General features: G+C 62.3%; 15 protein-coding genes and 1 pseudogene. 11 read left to right on the top strand and 5 right to left on the bottom strand.

The window, feature by feature from the left end:
- Positions 1-179 precede the first annotated feature (179 nt).
- Together SB659_RS16315 and SB659_RS16310 are read left to right on the top strand one after the other, a co-directional pair.
- Positions 180-2,432, top strand: coding sequence for a polyribonucleotide nucleotidyltransferase (locus SB659_RS16315; RefSeq protein WP_284979974.1), 2,253 nt, complete (start codon positions 180-182; stop codon positions 2,430-2,432).
- A gap of 82 nt (positions 2,433-2,514) precedes the next feature.
- A complete protein-coding gene (locus tag SB659_RS16310; RefSeq protein WP_284979975.1) occupies positions 2,515-3,858 on the top strand; it encodes a M16 family metallopeptidase in 1,344 nt (447 codons plus the stop codon).
- Positions 3,859-3,886: 28 nt separating this feature from the next.
- On the opposite strand, the gene SB659_RS16305 is transcribed toward SB659_RS16310, so the two are convergent.
- The 4 genes from SB659_RS16305 to SB659_RS16290 form a co-directional block, all read right to left on the bottom strand.
- Positions 3,887-4,153, bottom strand: coding sequence for a MoaD/ThiS family protein (locus tag SB659_RS16305; RefSeq protein ID WP_410551077.1), 267 nt, complete (start codon positions 4,151-4,153; stop codon positions 3,887-3,889).
- A 4-nt stretch (positions 4,154-4,157) separates the two neighbouring features.
- Positions 4,158-5,297: a GTP 3',8-cyclase MoaA gene (moaA, locus tag SB659_RS16300; protein WP_410551076.1), complete on the bottom strand. Its 1,140-nt coding sequence runs from the start codon at positions 5,295-5,297 to the stop codon at positions 4,158-4,160.
- A 77-nt stretch (positions 5,298-5,374) separates the two neighbouring features.
- Entirely contained in the window at positions 5,375-5,686 is a 312-nt protein-coding gene (locus SB659_RS16295; protein ID WP_410551075.1) for a hypothetical protein, read from the bottom strand.
- Complete coding sequence (locus tag SB659_RS16290; protein WP_410551074.1) at positions 5,683-6,237, bottom strand: formate/nitrite transporter family protein; 555 nt, start codon at positions 6,235-6,237, stop codon at positions 5,683-5,685. Before SB659_RS16290 ends, SB659_RS16295 begins: the two co-directional genes overlap by 4 nt.
- 264 nt (positions 6,238-6,501) lie before the next feature.
- Here SB659_RS16290 and SB659_RS16285 point away from each other — a divergent pair, with 264 nt between their 5' ends.
- From SB659_RS16285 to SB659_RS16255, 7 genes and pseudogenes are all read left to right on the top strand, one after another.
- Positions 6,502-6,840: a DUF1801 domain-containing protein gene (locus SB659_RS16285; protein WP_284980463.1), complete on the top strand. Its 339-nt coding sequence runs from the start codon at positions 6,502-6,504 to the stop codon at positions 6,838-6,840.
- Positions 6,841-6,962: 122 nt separating this feature from the next.
- A complete protein-coding gene (locus SB659_RS16280) occupies positions 6,963-7,184 on the top strand; it encodes a hypothetical protein (protein ID WP_284980462.1) in 222 nt (73 codons plus the stop codon).
- Between the two features lie 164 nt (positions 7,185-7,348).
- Entirely contained in the window at positions 7,349-7,759 is a 411-nt protein-coding gene (locus tag SB659_RS16275; protein ID WP_410551073.1) for a hypothetical protein, read from the top strand.
- A 103-nt stretch (positions 7,760-7,862) separates the two neighbouring features.
- On the top strand, positions 7,863-8,879 hold the full coding sequence (locus tag SB659_RS16270) for an NAD-dependent epimerase/dehydratase family protein (RefSeq protein ID WP_410551072.1): 1,017 nt from the start codon (positions 7,863-7,865) through the stop codon (positions 8,877-8,879).
- Positions 8,880-9,114: 235 nt separating this feature from the next.
- Positions 9,115-9,576 (top strand): annotated as a pseudogene (locus SB659_RS16265) (flavoprotein); the annotation flags it as partial.
- A 115-nt stretch (positions 9,577-9,691) separates the two neighbouring features.
- Complete coding sequence (locus SB659_RS16260) at positions 9,692-10,117, top strand: hypothetical protein (RefSeq protein WP_410551071.1); 426 nt, start codon at positions 9,692-9,694, stop codon at positions 10,115-10,117.
- Positions 10,086-10,634 carry a GNAT family N-acetyltransferase gene (locus SB659_RS16255; protein ID WP_410551070.1) on the top strand — a complete coding sequence of 183 codons (549 nt, stop codon included), beginning with the start codon at positions 10,086-10,088 and terminating at the stop codon, positions 10,632-10,634. The genes SB659_RS16260 and SB659_RS16255 overlap by 32 nt, the downstream gene beginning before the upstream one ends.
- Here the strand turns inward: SB659_RS16255 and SB659_RS16250 are convergent.
- On the bottom strand, positions 10,522-12,015 hold the full coding sequence (locus SB659_RS16250) for a PucR family transcriptional regulator (protein ID WP_410551069.1): 1,494 nt from the start codon (positions 12,013-12,015) through the stop codon (positions 10,522-10,524). The two genes, SB659_RS16255 and SB659_RS16250, sit on opposite strands and share 113 nt — an antisense overlap.
- 187 nt (positions 12,016-12,202) lie before the next feature.
- On the opposite strand from SB659_RS16250, the gene speB reads away from it, so the two are divergent.
- Entirely contained in the window at positions 12,203-13,201 is a 999-nt protein-coding gene (speB, locus tag SB659_RS16245; protein ID WP_284979986.1) for an agmatinase, read from the top strand.
- Positions 13,198-14,640, top strand: a complete 1,443-nt coding sequence (locus SB659_RS16240; RefSeq protein ID WP_410551068.1) for a purine-cytosine permease family protein — start codon at positions 13,198-13,200, stop codon at positions 14,638-14,640. Before speB ends, SB659_RS16240 begins: the two co-directional genes overlap by 4 nt.
- Positions 14,641-14,669 lie beyond the last annotated feature (29 nt).

Raw genomic sequence — 14,669 nt, 5'->3', positions numbered from 1 at the left:
ACAGGAATCAACCGCATCGCGCATTCGCGGTCCTCGGTAGTGATTCCCGGGAAGGCCCTCTGTGGCCGTGAACGCCCGTGGATCTCGATCGATGACCGGGTGTCGTACAGGCCAGGAATAAAGAAGAGGCCTGGGTTGATGCGGCGGACTTCCGCTAACAGAAACGGAGGTGACTCTCTATGGAGGGTCCCGAAATCCAGTTCTCCGAAGCCATTATCGACAACGGCCGTTTCGGCAAGCGCGTCATTCGCTTCGAAACCGGCCGCCTCGCCAAGCAGGCCGCTGGCGCCTCGATGGTCTACATCGACGACGACACTGCGTTGCTTTCGGCCACCACGGCAGGCAAGCAGCCGCGCGAGGGTTTTGACTTCTTCCCGCTGACGGTCGACGTCGAAGAGCGCATGTACGCTGCCGGCCGCATCCCGGGTTCGTTCTTCCGCCGCGAGGGACGCCCGTCCACCGAAGCCATCTTGGCTTGCCGCCTCATGGACCGCCCGCTGCGCCCTGCCTTCGTTAAGGGCTTGCGCAACGAGGTCCAGATCGTCGTCACCGTCCTGGCGATCAACCCCGATGAGCTGTACGACGTCGTCGCGATCAACGCGTCGTCGATGTCCACGCAGCTTTCCGGCCTCCCGTTCTCGGGCCCGATCGGCGGTGTCCGTGTTGCACTGATCGCCGATGAGCAGGGTTCGCAGTGGGTTGCCTTCCCGAAGCACTCGCAGCTCGAGAACGCTGTGTTCAACATGGTCGTTGCCGGCCGCGTTGCAGGTGACGATGTCGCCATCATGATGGTCGAAGCAGAAGCCACCGACAACTCCTGGAACCTCATCAAGGAACAGGGCGCCACCGCTCCCACCGAAGAGGTTGTTTCCGAGGGCCTCGAGGCTGCCAAGCCGTTCATCAAGGCACTGTGCGATGCACAGGCAGACCTGGCAGCCCGCGCTGCCAAGCCCACTGTCGAGTTCCCCGTCTTCCTTGACTACCAGGACGACGTCTACGCCGCAGTTGAGTCTGCCGCGGCCGAGAAGCTGGCCGCTGTGTTCCAGATCGCCGACAAGCAGGAGCGCGACGCCGCTTCCGACGAGCTCAAGGACGAGGTCCTTGGGGCACTTGCCGGAAACTTCGAAGGCCGCGAGAAGGAGCTGTCCGCAGCTTTCCGCTCCGTGACCAAGCAGGTTGTCCGCCAGCGCATCCTCAAGGACCAGATCCGCATCGATGGCCGTGGCCTGACGGACATCCGCCAGCTCACCGCTGAGGTTGAGGTCTTGCCGCGCGTTCACGGTTCGGCCATCTTCGAGCGCGGCGAAACCCAGATCATGGGTGTCACCACGCTGAACATGCTCAAGATGGAACAGCAGATCGACTCGTTGTCGCCGGTAACCCGCAAGCGCTACATGCACAACTACAACTTCCCGCCGTACTCCACCGGTGAGACGGGCCGCGTTGGTTCCCCGAAGCGCCGCGAAATCGGCCATGGCGCCCTCGCAGAGCGCGCTTTGGTTCCGGTCCTGCCGAGCCGTGAAGAGTTCCCGTACGCCATCCGCCAGGTATCCGAGGCTCTCGGTTCCAACGGTTCGACGTCCATGGGCTCGGTGTGTGCCTCGACGCTCTCCATGCTCAACGCCGGTGTGCCGCTGAAGGCAGCCGTTGCCGGTATCGCCATGGGCTTGGTCTCTGACCAGGTTGACGGCCAGACCCGCTACGCAGCCTTGACTGACATCCTTGGTGCCGAAGACGCTTTCGGTGACATGGACTTCAAGGTAGCCGGTACGTCGGAGTTCGTCACAGCTATCCAGCTGGACACCAAGCTTGACGGCATTCCCGCCTCCGTGCTGGCAGCAGCACTGAAGCAGGCCCGTGAAGCGCGCCTCCACATCCTCGAGGTCATCAACGCCGCGATCGACACCCCGGACGAGCTCTCCGAGTTCGCCCCGCGCGTCATCGCCGTCAAGATCCCCGTGGACAAGATCGGCGAGGTCATTGGCCCCAAGGGCAAGATGATCAACCAGATCCAGGAAGACACCGGCGCGGACATCTCCATCGAAGATGACGGCACCGTCTACATTGGCGCCACCAACGGTCCGTCTGCAGATGCAGCACGCACCGCTATCAACGCCATTGCCAACCCGCAGGTTCCGGAAATCGGCGAGCGCTACCTGGGTACGGTCGTCAAGACCACCACCTTCGGCGCTTTCATTTCCCTTACCCCGGGCAAGGACGGCCTGCTGCACATCTCCGAGCTCCGCAAGCTGGCCAACGGCAAGCGCGTGGACAACGTTGATGACGTCGTCTCCGTGGGCCAGAAGGTCCAGGTGGAGATCACCAAGATCGATGACCGCGGCAAGCTCTCGCTGTCACCGGTTGTCGCCGATGAAGAAGGCGCAGCCTCCGAGGACGTAGCGGCTGAGGCTGTAGAAGCTTCCGCAGAGTAGTTCCTTGAAGTAGTACCCGGCGGGGCTGGTGGGCTTGAAAAAGCTCCACCGGCCCCTTCGGACCTTAACCCGAAAGGCTTTGATGACAGTCGTACCCTTGCCCTTGGAGCAAACTCTCCCTGGTGGCGAATTGATCCACGGAGCCGAAGGCGGGTCTGTGGTTCGGCGCTCGGTGCTACCGGGCGGCGTCCGCGTCCTCACCGAGGCCATGCCCGGGCAGCGTTCGGCGACTATTGGCTTCTGGGTGGCAGTTGGCTCGCGTGATGAGGCCGAGGGCCAGCACGGGTCCACGCACTTTCTTGAGCATTTGCTCTTCAAGGGCACCAAGCGCCGCACAGCACTGGAGATCGCGTCCGCCTTTGACGAGGTGGGCGGGGAATCCAACGCGGCGACGGCAAAGGAGAGCACCTGCTACTTCGCCCGGGTGCTCGACACCGACCTCCCCATGGCGATCGATGTGATTGCGGACATGGTCACAGGTGCCGTGCTGGATCCCGCTGAACTTGAGCAGGAACGCGATGTGATCCTTGAGGAAATCGCCATGGATAGCGATGACCCCACAGATGTTGCCCATGAAAAGTTCGTTGAGGCGGTGCTGGGCACCCACCCGTTGGCCCGTCCGATCGGTGGAACTCCGGATGCCATCAGAGCTGTGGCAAGGGACTCGGTTTGGGAGCACTACCAGCGGTATTACCGGCCCGAGGAACTTGTCATTACCGCCGCCGGTGGCTTGGATCACGACGTCGTCTGCAACCTGGTGCTCGATGCCCTGACCGCGGCCGGCTGGCAGCTTGAGCCGGGAGTTTCCCCTGTCCAGCGCCGTGCGACGAACCAGGCCGTCATTTCCGGAACGCCTGGCCTCCATGTGGTCAAACGTCCGGTGGAGCAGGCCAACATCATTATGGGTTGCCCCACGATGGTAGCCACGGACGATCGTCGGTTCGTGATGAGCGTCCTGAACGCTGTCCTGGGCGGGGGAATGTCCTCCAGGTTGTTCCAGGAGATCCGGGAAAAGCGCGGCCTTGTTTACTCCACCTACTCCTTCACGGCCGCTTACGCCGACGCCGGGTACTTCGGCATGTACGCCGGATGCACGCCGTCGAAGGTTCGGCAGGTGGTGGATCTGCTCGGTGTTGAGCTGGATAAGCTCGCCCAGGATGGGATCACCGAGGAAGAGCTCCGGAAGGCTGTTGGCCAACTGAGTGGCGGGATCGTCTTGGCACTGGAAGACACCGGCTCCCGGATGTCCAGGCTGGGACGGGCGGAACTGGTGTCCGGAGAGTTCCAGGACATTGATGAGACGCTCGCACGAATCCAAGCAGTGACCGTTGACGAGGTCCAGGAACTGGCCCGGGAACTTGCCGAGGCTCCGCGCACCATCACCGTCGTCGGGCCTTTCGAGGACAACGAGACCTTCGGGCTCTAGCGGGCCGGGTCTTTGGCGGGTGAGGGCTCTAGCCTCCGGCGAAGGGAGGCAGGACGTCGATGACGTCCTCCGAGCCCAATTCCATGGAGTGGTCCCGGACGGCAACCTCATTGCGTAGGAAGCTGCTCCGGGCCACGATACGCGCCAGCGGCGGAGTGCCTTCGGGAGGAAGTGGACGTTCGACGGCGAGGGCCACCTCGAGTAGCGCGTGCAGGCTGGTTCCTTCCGGAAGCGCGTGCACTTCCTCGTCCACACCTGCCGCTGCGCGTGCGGCAGCGAAGTATCGTACAAGCAAGGATTCAGCCTCCGATGGCGCTCATGCTGCGGTCCGGCTGGACGAAGTCCGGTGCTCCCAGGCCCGTGTGGTCCATGCCGTGGGCTTTGGGCTTTGCCCACATCGCGTCCTGCCAACGCGCCACCAGCTCCGCGTCCGTGGCACCGGAGCGCAACAGGCCCAACAGGTCGAATTCTTCACGGGAAAACAGGCAACTCATGATCTTGCCTTCAGCCGTGATGCGGGTGCGGCGGCAGTCCGAACAGAAGGGCTCGGTGACTGAGGCGATGATCCCTACCGTGCCAAGCACCGGGCCGGTGGCTTCACCGGACGCCTCGTCCCGGCGTCGAACGTCAAATCTTTCGGCCGGGGCGCCATCCCTTGCGCGGCTGTCCGGGCTGAGTACAAAGTCGCGGGACAAGAGAGTGCGGATTTCCGCGGCCGTGATCATGGTGCGACGAGTCCAGCCGTGGTCAGCGTCAAGGGGCATCTGTTCAATAAATCGCAGTTCGTAACCGCGTCCCAGAGCCCACTCCAAGAGGTCGGGGGACTCGGTGTCATTGATGCCCCGCATGAGGACCGCGTTGAGCTTGACCGGTCCGAGGCCTGCGGCCCAAGCGGCATCGACGCCGGCGAGGACGCGGTCCAGGAAGGGGCGCCGGGTAAGTTTGGTGAAGGTTTCCTCGTGGAGGGAATCAAGTGAGACATTGATACGGGTCAGGCCGGCGGCCTTGAGGCTGGCGGCTTTCTTGTCCAGCCCGACGCCGTTGGTGGTCATGGAGATGGGCAGTTCCGGATGGTTACCGCGGATGGCCGCGATGATGTCCGGCAAGTCGGCGCGGACCAGCGGCTCACCTCCGGTAAGCCGCAACTCCCGCACTCCCAGTGCTTCCACTCCTAGCCGAACGATCCGGACGATCTCGTCCTTGGTCATGACAGCTTGTTTGGAGAGCCACTCCAACCCTTCGGCCGGCATGCAGTAGGTGCATCTTAAGTTGCATTTGTCCGTCAAAGACAGGCGCATGTCCGTGGCGCGCCGACCGTAACGATCCCACAGCCCGGCTGGTGTATCAGCCGGGCGTGGAGGCGGTACCAAGCCGCTTGCAAGGTTTCCGCCGGCACGGTCACCACTGGGAAGTGCCGGGATGCCCAGCTGAACAGTCATAAATTCAGGCTACGCCACACTGGTGAGCAGTGACACATCGAAGCCCGCTTCGGCGTCTCCTGGGAAACGTGACTGCTTCATGATTCCCTGCGTGGGCCAGGATCGGCCGACACTTCTGCGCGCCGTTCCTCGATCAGCTCCTTGGTGCGCACAAGCCGGAGAAGAGTCACCAGTGCGATCCCGCCCACTACGTTGAACAGGAGGGTATAGCCGAACCAGCCCAGCCATTGGCCATAGCCGATGCCTGTGCCGGAATGGATCGCGGCGAAGATCAACAAGGAGTCCAGTACTGAGTGGAAGAGCGGTAGTCCGGCAAGCAGGAACCCGCCGATGATCGTGGCAACGATCCTGGCAACGTCGTTGTTGGTGCCTTGTTGCATCCGGCTCATGTGATGGTGCTGCCGCCAAGGACCGCAAGGGCAATCGTCTGCAGCGACAAGGGGACGTCAATGTAGTGGTGCGCGCTCTCAGCCACCACCTTGGACCACTCGGGAAACGCCTGCATCACGATCCATACGAACACCCAGCCACCAGCCAGGTTCCCCACGAGGGTGCCAACCCAGAGCTTTGCCAGTTGAGGGAGGCTGCCTTCCTTCGCAACCACAGCGGCAACAGGCATCAGGAAGTTTTCGGTGAACAGCTCGCTGTGGGCGAGCAGGAGGGCAACCAGCCCGATGCTGAAAGCCAGCCCTGCCAGCAGATGGTTCCCCGTCTCGTGCAAGACAGCGAGGTACGCCATGATTCCGAGGCCGATCTCGAAACCACCGAACACGCCTGTAACGAGGATGTTCCTCGTTGTGCGGTGCAGGCGTTCGGCACCCTCACCGATCGTCTTGTCGAACGACTCTTTGAGCTGGTGTTCAATGGGGGCATCAGACTCACCGAGGTCCCGTCGTCGCTGTTCGCTCATGACTGTTCCCTCCATGACTTTTCCTGCCATGGGTGTTCCGCAGGGCGCTCTTTCGACGTCGAATTCCTCAGCATACTTATTATCTTGCGGGACATGGGTCTCGGCGTCCAGTTGCGAAGATGGTCGTGCCGTTATCGGGGGGTAGACGACAAGGATTTGTACGATGAGATCGACCGACTGCACGGTTGAAGTCGATTGGGTATCCGACGCGGGCGTACGATCACGTCATGAGTGCGGTAGCCGGAGCCGGCTATAACAATTGCCTAGGGACTACATGAAGGAGACCTGACCACGATGTTCACGAAAAAGGGTGACGCGGCCGTCCTCGCCAAACTCGGTGAAGCCCCGGCGCAGTACCGCGAGATAGGCGAACGCCTCCATAGCATCATCCGGGAGGCCGCGCCCTCGTTAGAGCCGATCGTCCGCTGGGGGCTACCTTTCTACGTGAAGGACGGAAAGGACGTCTGCTACATCAAACCGGATAAGGACTTTATCGCGTTCGGCTTCGGTGAGGTTGTGAACCCTGCCTTCGAGGAGGGTGTACACATGCACCCGGTTGCCTGGAACATCACCTCGCTGGATGCCGCGACGGAGGCAAAGATCCGCAGCCTTGTCGAGAAAGCAGTTGCCTGACCCGAACGCGTCCTGGATGTGGTGTTTGCCGTGCCCAAGGCGAAACATGCAGCGTGCTTACTCTGCCCGAATCTGAGTGTTACGGTGGGCCCGTCGGCAGCTGTTTGATCCTGGAGGCGACTATGACGGCAGACAGTAGTGAACAAGATCCCGCCAAGAGCGGGGATGCCGGTCCCGATGGTTTGGGGCGAGATGGCATCGCTGCGGACCCGGCAAGCGGTGTGCGCTTGGGTGCGGGCACGGAGCTGAACACCTTCGAGCCGGAGGAAGAGCCCGAAGCCGTCGCCCAAGGCACAGAGGATACGGGGGACAGCCCTGCGGAGCCCTCCGCTCCGGGCCGATAGAAATATGTCGGGGCGCGACGGCCTCCTTGTTGAACGCTGCGCCTTAGCGGTCGTATCCCTCTCTGGCACGATGGACACGACGGGCAGAAAGAGGCGAGCGATGTCCAGGCATAGCGCGTACGACGCGTGACTACAGGTGGCACGGTGTTCAAGAGGAACGGGTCATGGAGAATGAATTGGACGGGGTACCCGCCCGCGAGAGGATCGAGCGGGTCGAGGTCCGCGAAGTCAAGGAACGGGGTTCAGCGGAGACCCCGGTGATAGCATCCCGGCACCGGCCGAGGGTCAACCCCTTCGTCGTGGTCCTGTGGGTTTTAGCCGTGATCTTAGGCTCAATTGGCTGCGTAGGTGCTTACGGATCCATGGCTTACTCATCTTTTGCCGGCTACTCCAGCGCTTTCCAGCAGGAACTTCCGCCGCCGTGGTACTTCTATCTCGGACAGTTCACTCCGTTCTTCCTCACGGCTGCAGCGTTGGCGATGGTGACTGCGCTGACGCTCCACGCTTTGATCTGGGAGGCACGGCACCGGTCTCACAACCTTGCCCAAGACACGCCATGGGAGGAGAGATCCTGATTACCACCGACTTCCTCGGCGTACTGTCCCGGCCACACTTTGGTTGATTGTGCTGAGGGTGAAAACTGATGCGTTGCTGAATGAATGCTGGAATTCTCCAGTCATGAAGATTCTTGTGCTCGGGGGAACGGCGTGGCTCGGATACACGGTGGCAAAGACTGCTCTGACGTCGGGGTATGAGGTCACATGCCTTGCTAGAGGAGATGCCGTGCCTTCCGGAGTTCGGCTCGTTCGCGCCGATCGGGATGATGACACTGCTTTGACTGGAGTCGCGGCGGAACACTGGGACGCGGTTATCGATGTGGCAAGGCAGCCCATTCATGTCCGCAGGGCAGTCCGAGACCCTCAAGGGCTCGCGGACCGGTATGTGTTCGTTTCGACCTGCAACGTATATGCCTGTCAGGAAGAAGTAGGTGCTGACGAGGACGCGCCACGCCTACCTCCACTGGAAGCAGACAGAATAGGCCCACCCGATGACTACGGGCCTGCGAAGGTGGCCTGTGAGGATGCTGTCTTGGAAGCCTACGGTCCCGACCGTACCGCCATCGCTCGTGCCGGACTCATCGGCGGACCTGGTGATCCTTCGGAGCGCACAACGTATTGGGTTCGCCGGTTCGCAAACCCCTCGAACGACGCCGGCGCGGTGCTTGTGCCAGACACGGCGGAACTCCCGACCGCGCTCATTGATGTCCGCGACCTCGCTACTTGGCTCCTCCACCTCGCGGAGGAGAAAAGTAGCGGGATCTTCAACGCCGTCGGGAATCCTGTGCGGTTCCCGGAACACATCGAGATCGCGCGATCAGTCGCCCACCATGCAGGTCCTGTGGTCACAGCGTCAGAGGACTGGCTCCTGGCTCAGGGGGTGAACCCGTGGTCCGGTAAGCGGTCCTTGCCCTTGTGGCTGGCAGACCATGCCTGGTACGGCATGAACGCGCGCGCCAATACGCGCGCGGTTGCAGCGGGGCTGACACTGCGTCCCCTTCGCGACACGCTCACAGACATCCTGGCGCAAGAGCCTCCATTGACTTCAGCTGAGAATCGTGGCGCCGGCCTCACCGACGCAGAAGAAAACAATCTGCTCAACGAGCTACACTTGGGCGGCTTCTCGGGAGAGAACTAGGTGAGGCTCGTTCCAGGCGTGGTTCTGGATTTCATGGTGTGGTCCCCGTAAAGTTTCTTTGGTGAGAACCAGCCTTGCGGGTTCTCACGCCTGAAATTGTCACCGTTTGCACGATTGGTTATGGTCCTGAGCAGTTCGATTTCCCCAGTTCACCCTCCGGCACCCACGCAGCGCAGCGTGCCAGGGCCGCGACGAAGTACCGTTCCTGCTCCACATCCAACATCACAACGGAGAAATGACCGAGGTTCCGGCACGGGCAGTAATCGACGCCTCCGGAACCTGGAACACCCCCGCACCGCTGGGCTCCAACGGGCTTCCCGTCCCCGGCGAAACCGAAGCCCGCGCCGCCGGGACCATCACCGGGGCCCTGCCTGACGTCACGCGAGGCCATTTCGCCGGCCACCGGACCCTCGTCATCGGGTCCGGGCACTCGGCCGCGAACATGGTCCTGGACCTCGCCCGCCTTGCACGCACCAATCCCGGAACCGAAGTCGTCTGGGCCATCCGCGCCGCCACCCCCGCCAGGGCTTACGGCGGCGGCAACGCCGACGAACTCCCCGCCCGGGGCCAGCTCGGCACCCGCCTGCGCACCGCAGTCGACTCCGGTGCCGTCCAGCTCCTGACAAGCTTCCACACCCGCCGCATCGAGACCACCGACACCGGCGTGGCTGTCCACGCAACCGACGGCCGGGCGGTGGAGGTCGACCAAGTCATCCCGGCCACCGGCTTTCGCCCGGACCTGGGCATCCTTTCCGAACTGCGGCTGGACCTGGACCCGGCACTCGACGCCCCTAAAGCGCTGGGACCATTGATTGATCCGGACTTCCACAGTTGCGGAACTGTCCCGCCCCAACGGCGCACGGCTCCTAGCCCACCCCGAGAAAGACTTCTACCTGGCAGGAATGAAGTCCTACGGCCGGGCACCAACCTTCCTCATGGCCACCGGCTACGAACAAGTCCGCTCCATCGCAGCCGCCCTCGCCGGAGACACAGCAGCAGCAGATGCACTGGAACTGGAACTGCCCGAAACCGGGGTCTGCTCCACCAGCCTTCCCGCCGATACGGCAGACGCGGCAGTTTCGTGCTGCGCATCGTCGGAACCCGTCCCGGTCACGATTGGTTTCGCTACCGGGCCGCACCACGGGCAGCAGGGAACCAGCCACACCATGACCAGCACCAACCATTTGGTAGTCCGCCCGATGGAACATGGCGACTGGTCAGCGGTCGAGGCCATCTGAGCTGCTGGCATCGGTACAGGCCATGCCACCTTCGAAACCGCACCGCCAAGCTGGAGACTTCAACGCTACCCGCCACCCGGAGCTGCGCCTCGTTGCCGAAGACCACGGCAACATCGTGGGGTGGGTCGCCGCCTCCCCGATATCCTCAAGGACGGTCTACCGCGGCGTCGTCGAGCACTCCATCTTCATTGCCCAGGAAGCCTGCGGCCGCGGGCTCGGGAACCAACTTCTCGACGCCTTCATCCAGAGGTCCGAGGCGAACGGGATGTCGACCATCCAATCCAACATCTTCCCCGAGAACACCGCTTCCATAGCCCTGCACGCAGTTCCGACGGCGATCAAAAGCGTTGTACGACCTGGTGACACGGTTCGCACCATAGCGGGTCCGTCGGAAGAAGCACAAGCTATTGGTGCATCGCCTCGTGAATCTGGAGTGCGAACCACAACTGGGCCACCGTCGATGTTTCACCCATGTCCAGCCCTGTCAGTTCACCGATTTTCCGCATCCGGTAGATGATGGTTTGCCGGTGTGCGAACAACGCCGCAGCCGTCTTTTGCCACGAACGCTGCGAGTTCAGATACGTCCGTAGCGTGAGAATGAGGTCCCCGTCCTGGCTCTGCTCGTAGTCGAAAATGGGCCCCAGTAGTCGCCGGACCAGCGCGGTTCCTTCCTCGAACCCGGTGAGTCCCAGCCATGACGGTCCCTGCGCATAGTGGGCCAGTCCCACCTTGTTCGCGCGGGCGGAACCCAGGGCCCAGAGTGATTCCTGCAGTGCCCGCTGGATGTTAGCAACGGCCGACGGGGCGCTGATACCGATCGAGGCGGCCACACCTGCGCAATGCACCAGTAGATCGTCGGCCACATCAGCCGAGACCGCCACATGAAGCCTGTTGTTCCGCTTCAGGGATGCCGAAGCAACACCGTGCCTCCACAATTCGATGTGTACGTCAGCAAGCCTGCCGCCGTCCTCCACCGTCAGGGAGGCGAGCAAGAAATTCTGGGCAGGAACCTCGAAATCTGCCAGTCGGCTCTCCATCTCGGCAACGCCCAAGCGTCCATCCATGGCCTGCAGCATGAACTCGCCGGCCAGACGGTGGCGGCCTTCCAGTGACAGGACGATGCGGGAAAGCTGCAGTCCCAGCACGGTTGCGGCGTGAAGTAGTACGACGGCGTCCGGGTGTGGTTCGCTCTTGGGCAGCACCACCAGTAGCGCGTTGGCATGCGTCGGAATATCCATGGTCAGCACGTGCCTGCCCCGTGTCCGATGCCATTGGAAATTCTTCCCGGCGAGGGATACCTGCCCGGACATCGGAGCCCAGGAATCGGCGAGGAAGTCCGGCAGTTCGTGTCCGTCTGGGTGCCAAGGATGGAGACAGCGACGATCCACTACGAACAGATCCGCGTCGAGCTCCGTTGCCAGCCTCTGGACAAGGCTCTGCCAGTCGTCCTCCGAGGCCCCGGCTGTTCGAAGCAGATCGTAAACGCGGGCTGTCTGGCGCAGTCGCCGAGATTCTTCGAGCAGGGAGGACTCGGCGACAGAACGGGCGATGGCGATGAAGGGCAGGGGATAGGGGATGCTGAGCAAGGGCAGCGGCAGTTTGTTGCAGGCCTCAAGGAATTCCTTGGTGAGCGGCGGTGCGTGCATCTTCTCGCCGATGGCCAAAGCACTCGCACCACTGTCCATGAGGGCTTCGGCCAGCGCCACTTGGCCCTCCGCGTCGGGGGGTATGGACAGGCCATTGGTCATCATGAGTTCACCGCCTGTGACCCATTCCCACAACTTGGGCAGGTCGGACGTGTGCGCCCAGGTGATGCGGTTGTCGAGGCCCGCGGATCCGGCCAAGAGCGCAAGGCCGAGTTGAGGTTCGTCTATGAGTTCAGCCACGGTAATTGCCATTCCGACGCGCTCCAGTTCCCTTGTTCTTGCGGCGATGGCGCGGACTCAGAGCCGTTTAGACATTCGTCTAAACGGCTCCGCCATTTGTAGTCAATGTAACCCTATTCCGAGTGATCCGTGTCACCAAGAATGGAATTACTTACTTCCCGCTCAACGGCGAGCACACCCCTCACGCTAAGGACCCGGAATGACAACGCACCAGCCCATCGGCCCTGTCGACGCAACCAAAGTGCCCCGGTACGCAGGTCTCGGCACGTTTGCACGTCTCCCCCAAATTGACCGCGTCCCGGACTACGACGTCGCGATCGTCGGAGTCCCGTTCGACGGCGGAACTTCCTTCCGGCCCGGAGCCCGTTTCGGTCCTGCCGCAGTCCGCGAGGCCTCCCGGCTCCTCCGCCCCGGATACCACCCGGAGCTGAACGTTGAACCGGTCTATGAAGCTCAAGTGGTGGACGCCGGCGACATCGCCTGCACCCCCTACGACATCACCCGCGCAGTCCGCGAGATCGAAGAGCAGGCATTGCCCCTTATCGGGGAGGACAAAAGGCTCATCGCCGTTGGCGGCGACCACACCATCGCACTGCCTATGCTCCGGGCCTTGAACAAGGTTCGTGGTCCGGTGGCTCTGCTGCACTTCGACGCCCATCTGGACACCTGGGATACCTACTTCGACCAGCCCATTACCCACGGAACCATCTTCCGTCGGGCATTCGAGGAGGGCCTCCTTGTGGAGGATAAGTCGATGCATGTTGGTATCCGCGGTCCGGTCTATGACCGAAACGATTTCCTCCGCGACCACGAGTTCGGCTTCCAGATCCTACGCTGCTCGGACCTGGACGTGATTGGCGTCCCCGCAGCAATCCAGCGGGTAAAGGAGAGGATCGGCGACACCCCGGTCTACGTCTCCATCGACATTGACGTCCTGGACCCGGCTTTTGCCCCCGGCACGGGCACCCCAGAGATGGGCGGGCTTCACTCCCGCGAACTCCTGGCGCTGCTCCGCGGCCTGGACGGCATCAACATCGTTGGTGCCGACGTCGTGGAAGTCTCTCCCGCCTACGATCATGCGGACATCACCTCCGTTGCAGCGGCGACCCTGGTCTTCGACTTGCTCGGATTGATGGTCAACCGTAGCAACGCCTCGGCTGCCCGTGAACTCCAATCTGCCTCATCGAGCGCGTCATGAGCAAGCCCAATGCTTCCGCCGAAGTTCCCCGGCTCGAAGACAAAACCATCCAGCCCATCCCGTTGAATGAGCGTCACGGCAAGGCCCGGGACCTCTTCACCATCTGGTTCGGCTCGAACATCATGATCATGACCATCGTGACCGGCGGGCTCGCCACCACGGTGTTCGGCCTGGGTTTCGTTCCGGCGATCGTTGGCATCATCATCGGGAACGTGGTGGGCGGCATCTTCATGGCGCTCCACTCCGCCCAAGGCCCCCAACTGGGTGTGGCCCAGATGATCCAGACCCGCGGGCAATTCGGCTCCTTCGGCGCCTTGTTGATTGTTGTCATCGTAGTTGTGATGTACCTCGGGTTCTTCGCCGCGAACCTGGTGTTCGGCGGCGAGGCCATGGCCGCAGTCAGCCCAGGCATCAGCGTTGATGGCGGCATCCTCATCATCGGCGTGGTCAGCGTCATCGCCACCATCTTCGGCTACAGGTTGATCCACGCATACGCCCGGGTCCTGAGCGTGGCCGCAGGGTTGGCATTGCTGCTTGCGTTCGGCTGGATCCTGGTGGTCCACGGCTTGCCCGCGAACTTCCTGGAGAAGGGCAACTTCAACTGGGTCGGCTTCATGGGAACCATCTCCGTCTCTGCCCTGTGGCAGTTGGCGTACGCGCCCTACGTTTCCGACTACTCCCGCTACATGCCGCAGGGCACGGGGTCCGCGCCCGCGTTCTGGGCCTCCTACTCAGGCTGTGTCCTGGGAACCCTGTTCCCTATGATCCTCGGCGCTTTGGTCGGCACGCTCGCCGTGTCCATGAGCACCGGCGACGTCGAAATCGTCGGCAGCCTCGGTGCATTGCTCCAACCATGGACCCTGATCATTGTCGGCATCTTCTGCCTCGGCGTCGCGGCGTCGAACGCCATGAATCTCTACTGCGGCGTCCTATGCACCCTTACCATCGGGCAAACGTTCAGGCCCACCTGGTTGCCGCGCGCCAAAACCCGCAGCATTGGGGCGGTCATCCTCTTCGTTGTCGCAGTCAGCATCGCGCTCTTTGCCCGGGACAATTTCATCCTCTTCTACACAAACTTCCTGTCCTTCCTGATGTACGTCTTGGTCCCTTGGACGGCCATCAACCTGGTGGATTACTACCTTCTGCGGCACGGCGATTACAAGGTTGAAGACTTCTTCAAGCGCGACGGCGGTGTGTATGGGCGGTTCAACTGGATCGCCATCGGCTCCTACCTGACAGGTGCCCTGATCCAGTTCCCCTTCTCGGCCACCGCCATCTACACGGGCCCTGTGGCCGCGGCGATGGGCGGCGTGGACATTTCCTGGATCGTCGGACTCGTGGTGGTGGCTCCCCTCTACTACGTCGCGGCCCGCGTGTTCCGTCGGCAAACTGAACCCGCACCCTTCCCCGCTGCCGCTGTCACCGCAGATCTGATCTGATCAGCCCCCTCATCTGAAAGAGAACCATC

It is taken from the genome of Arthrobacter sp. SIMBA_036 (assembly GCF_046535135.1).
In the GTDB taxonomy this organism is placed as follows: domain Bacteria; phylum Actinomycetota; class Actinomycetes; order Actinomycetales; family Micrococcaceae; genus Arthrobacter.
The sequence above is the reverse complement of the archived record's forward strand: the minus strand, read 5'-3'. Positions and strand labels throughout refer to the sequence as shown.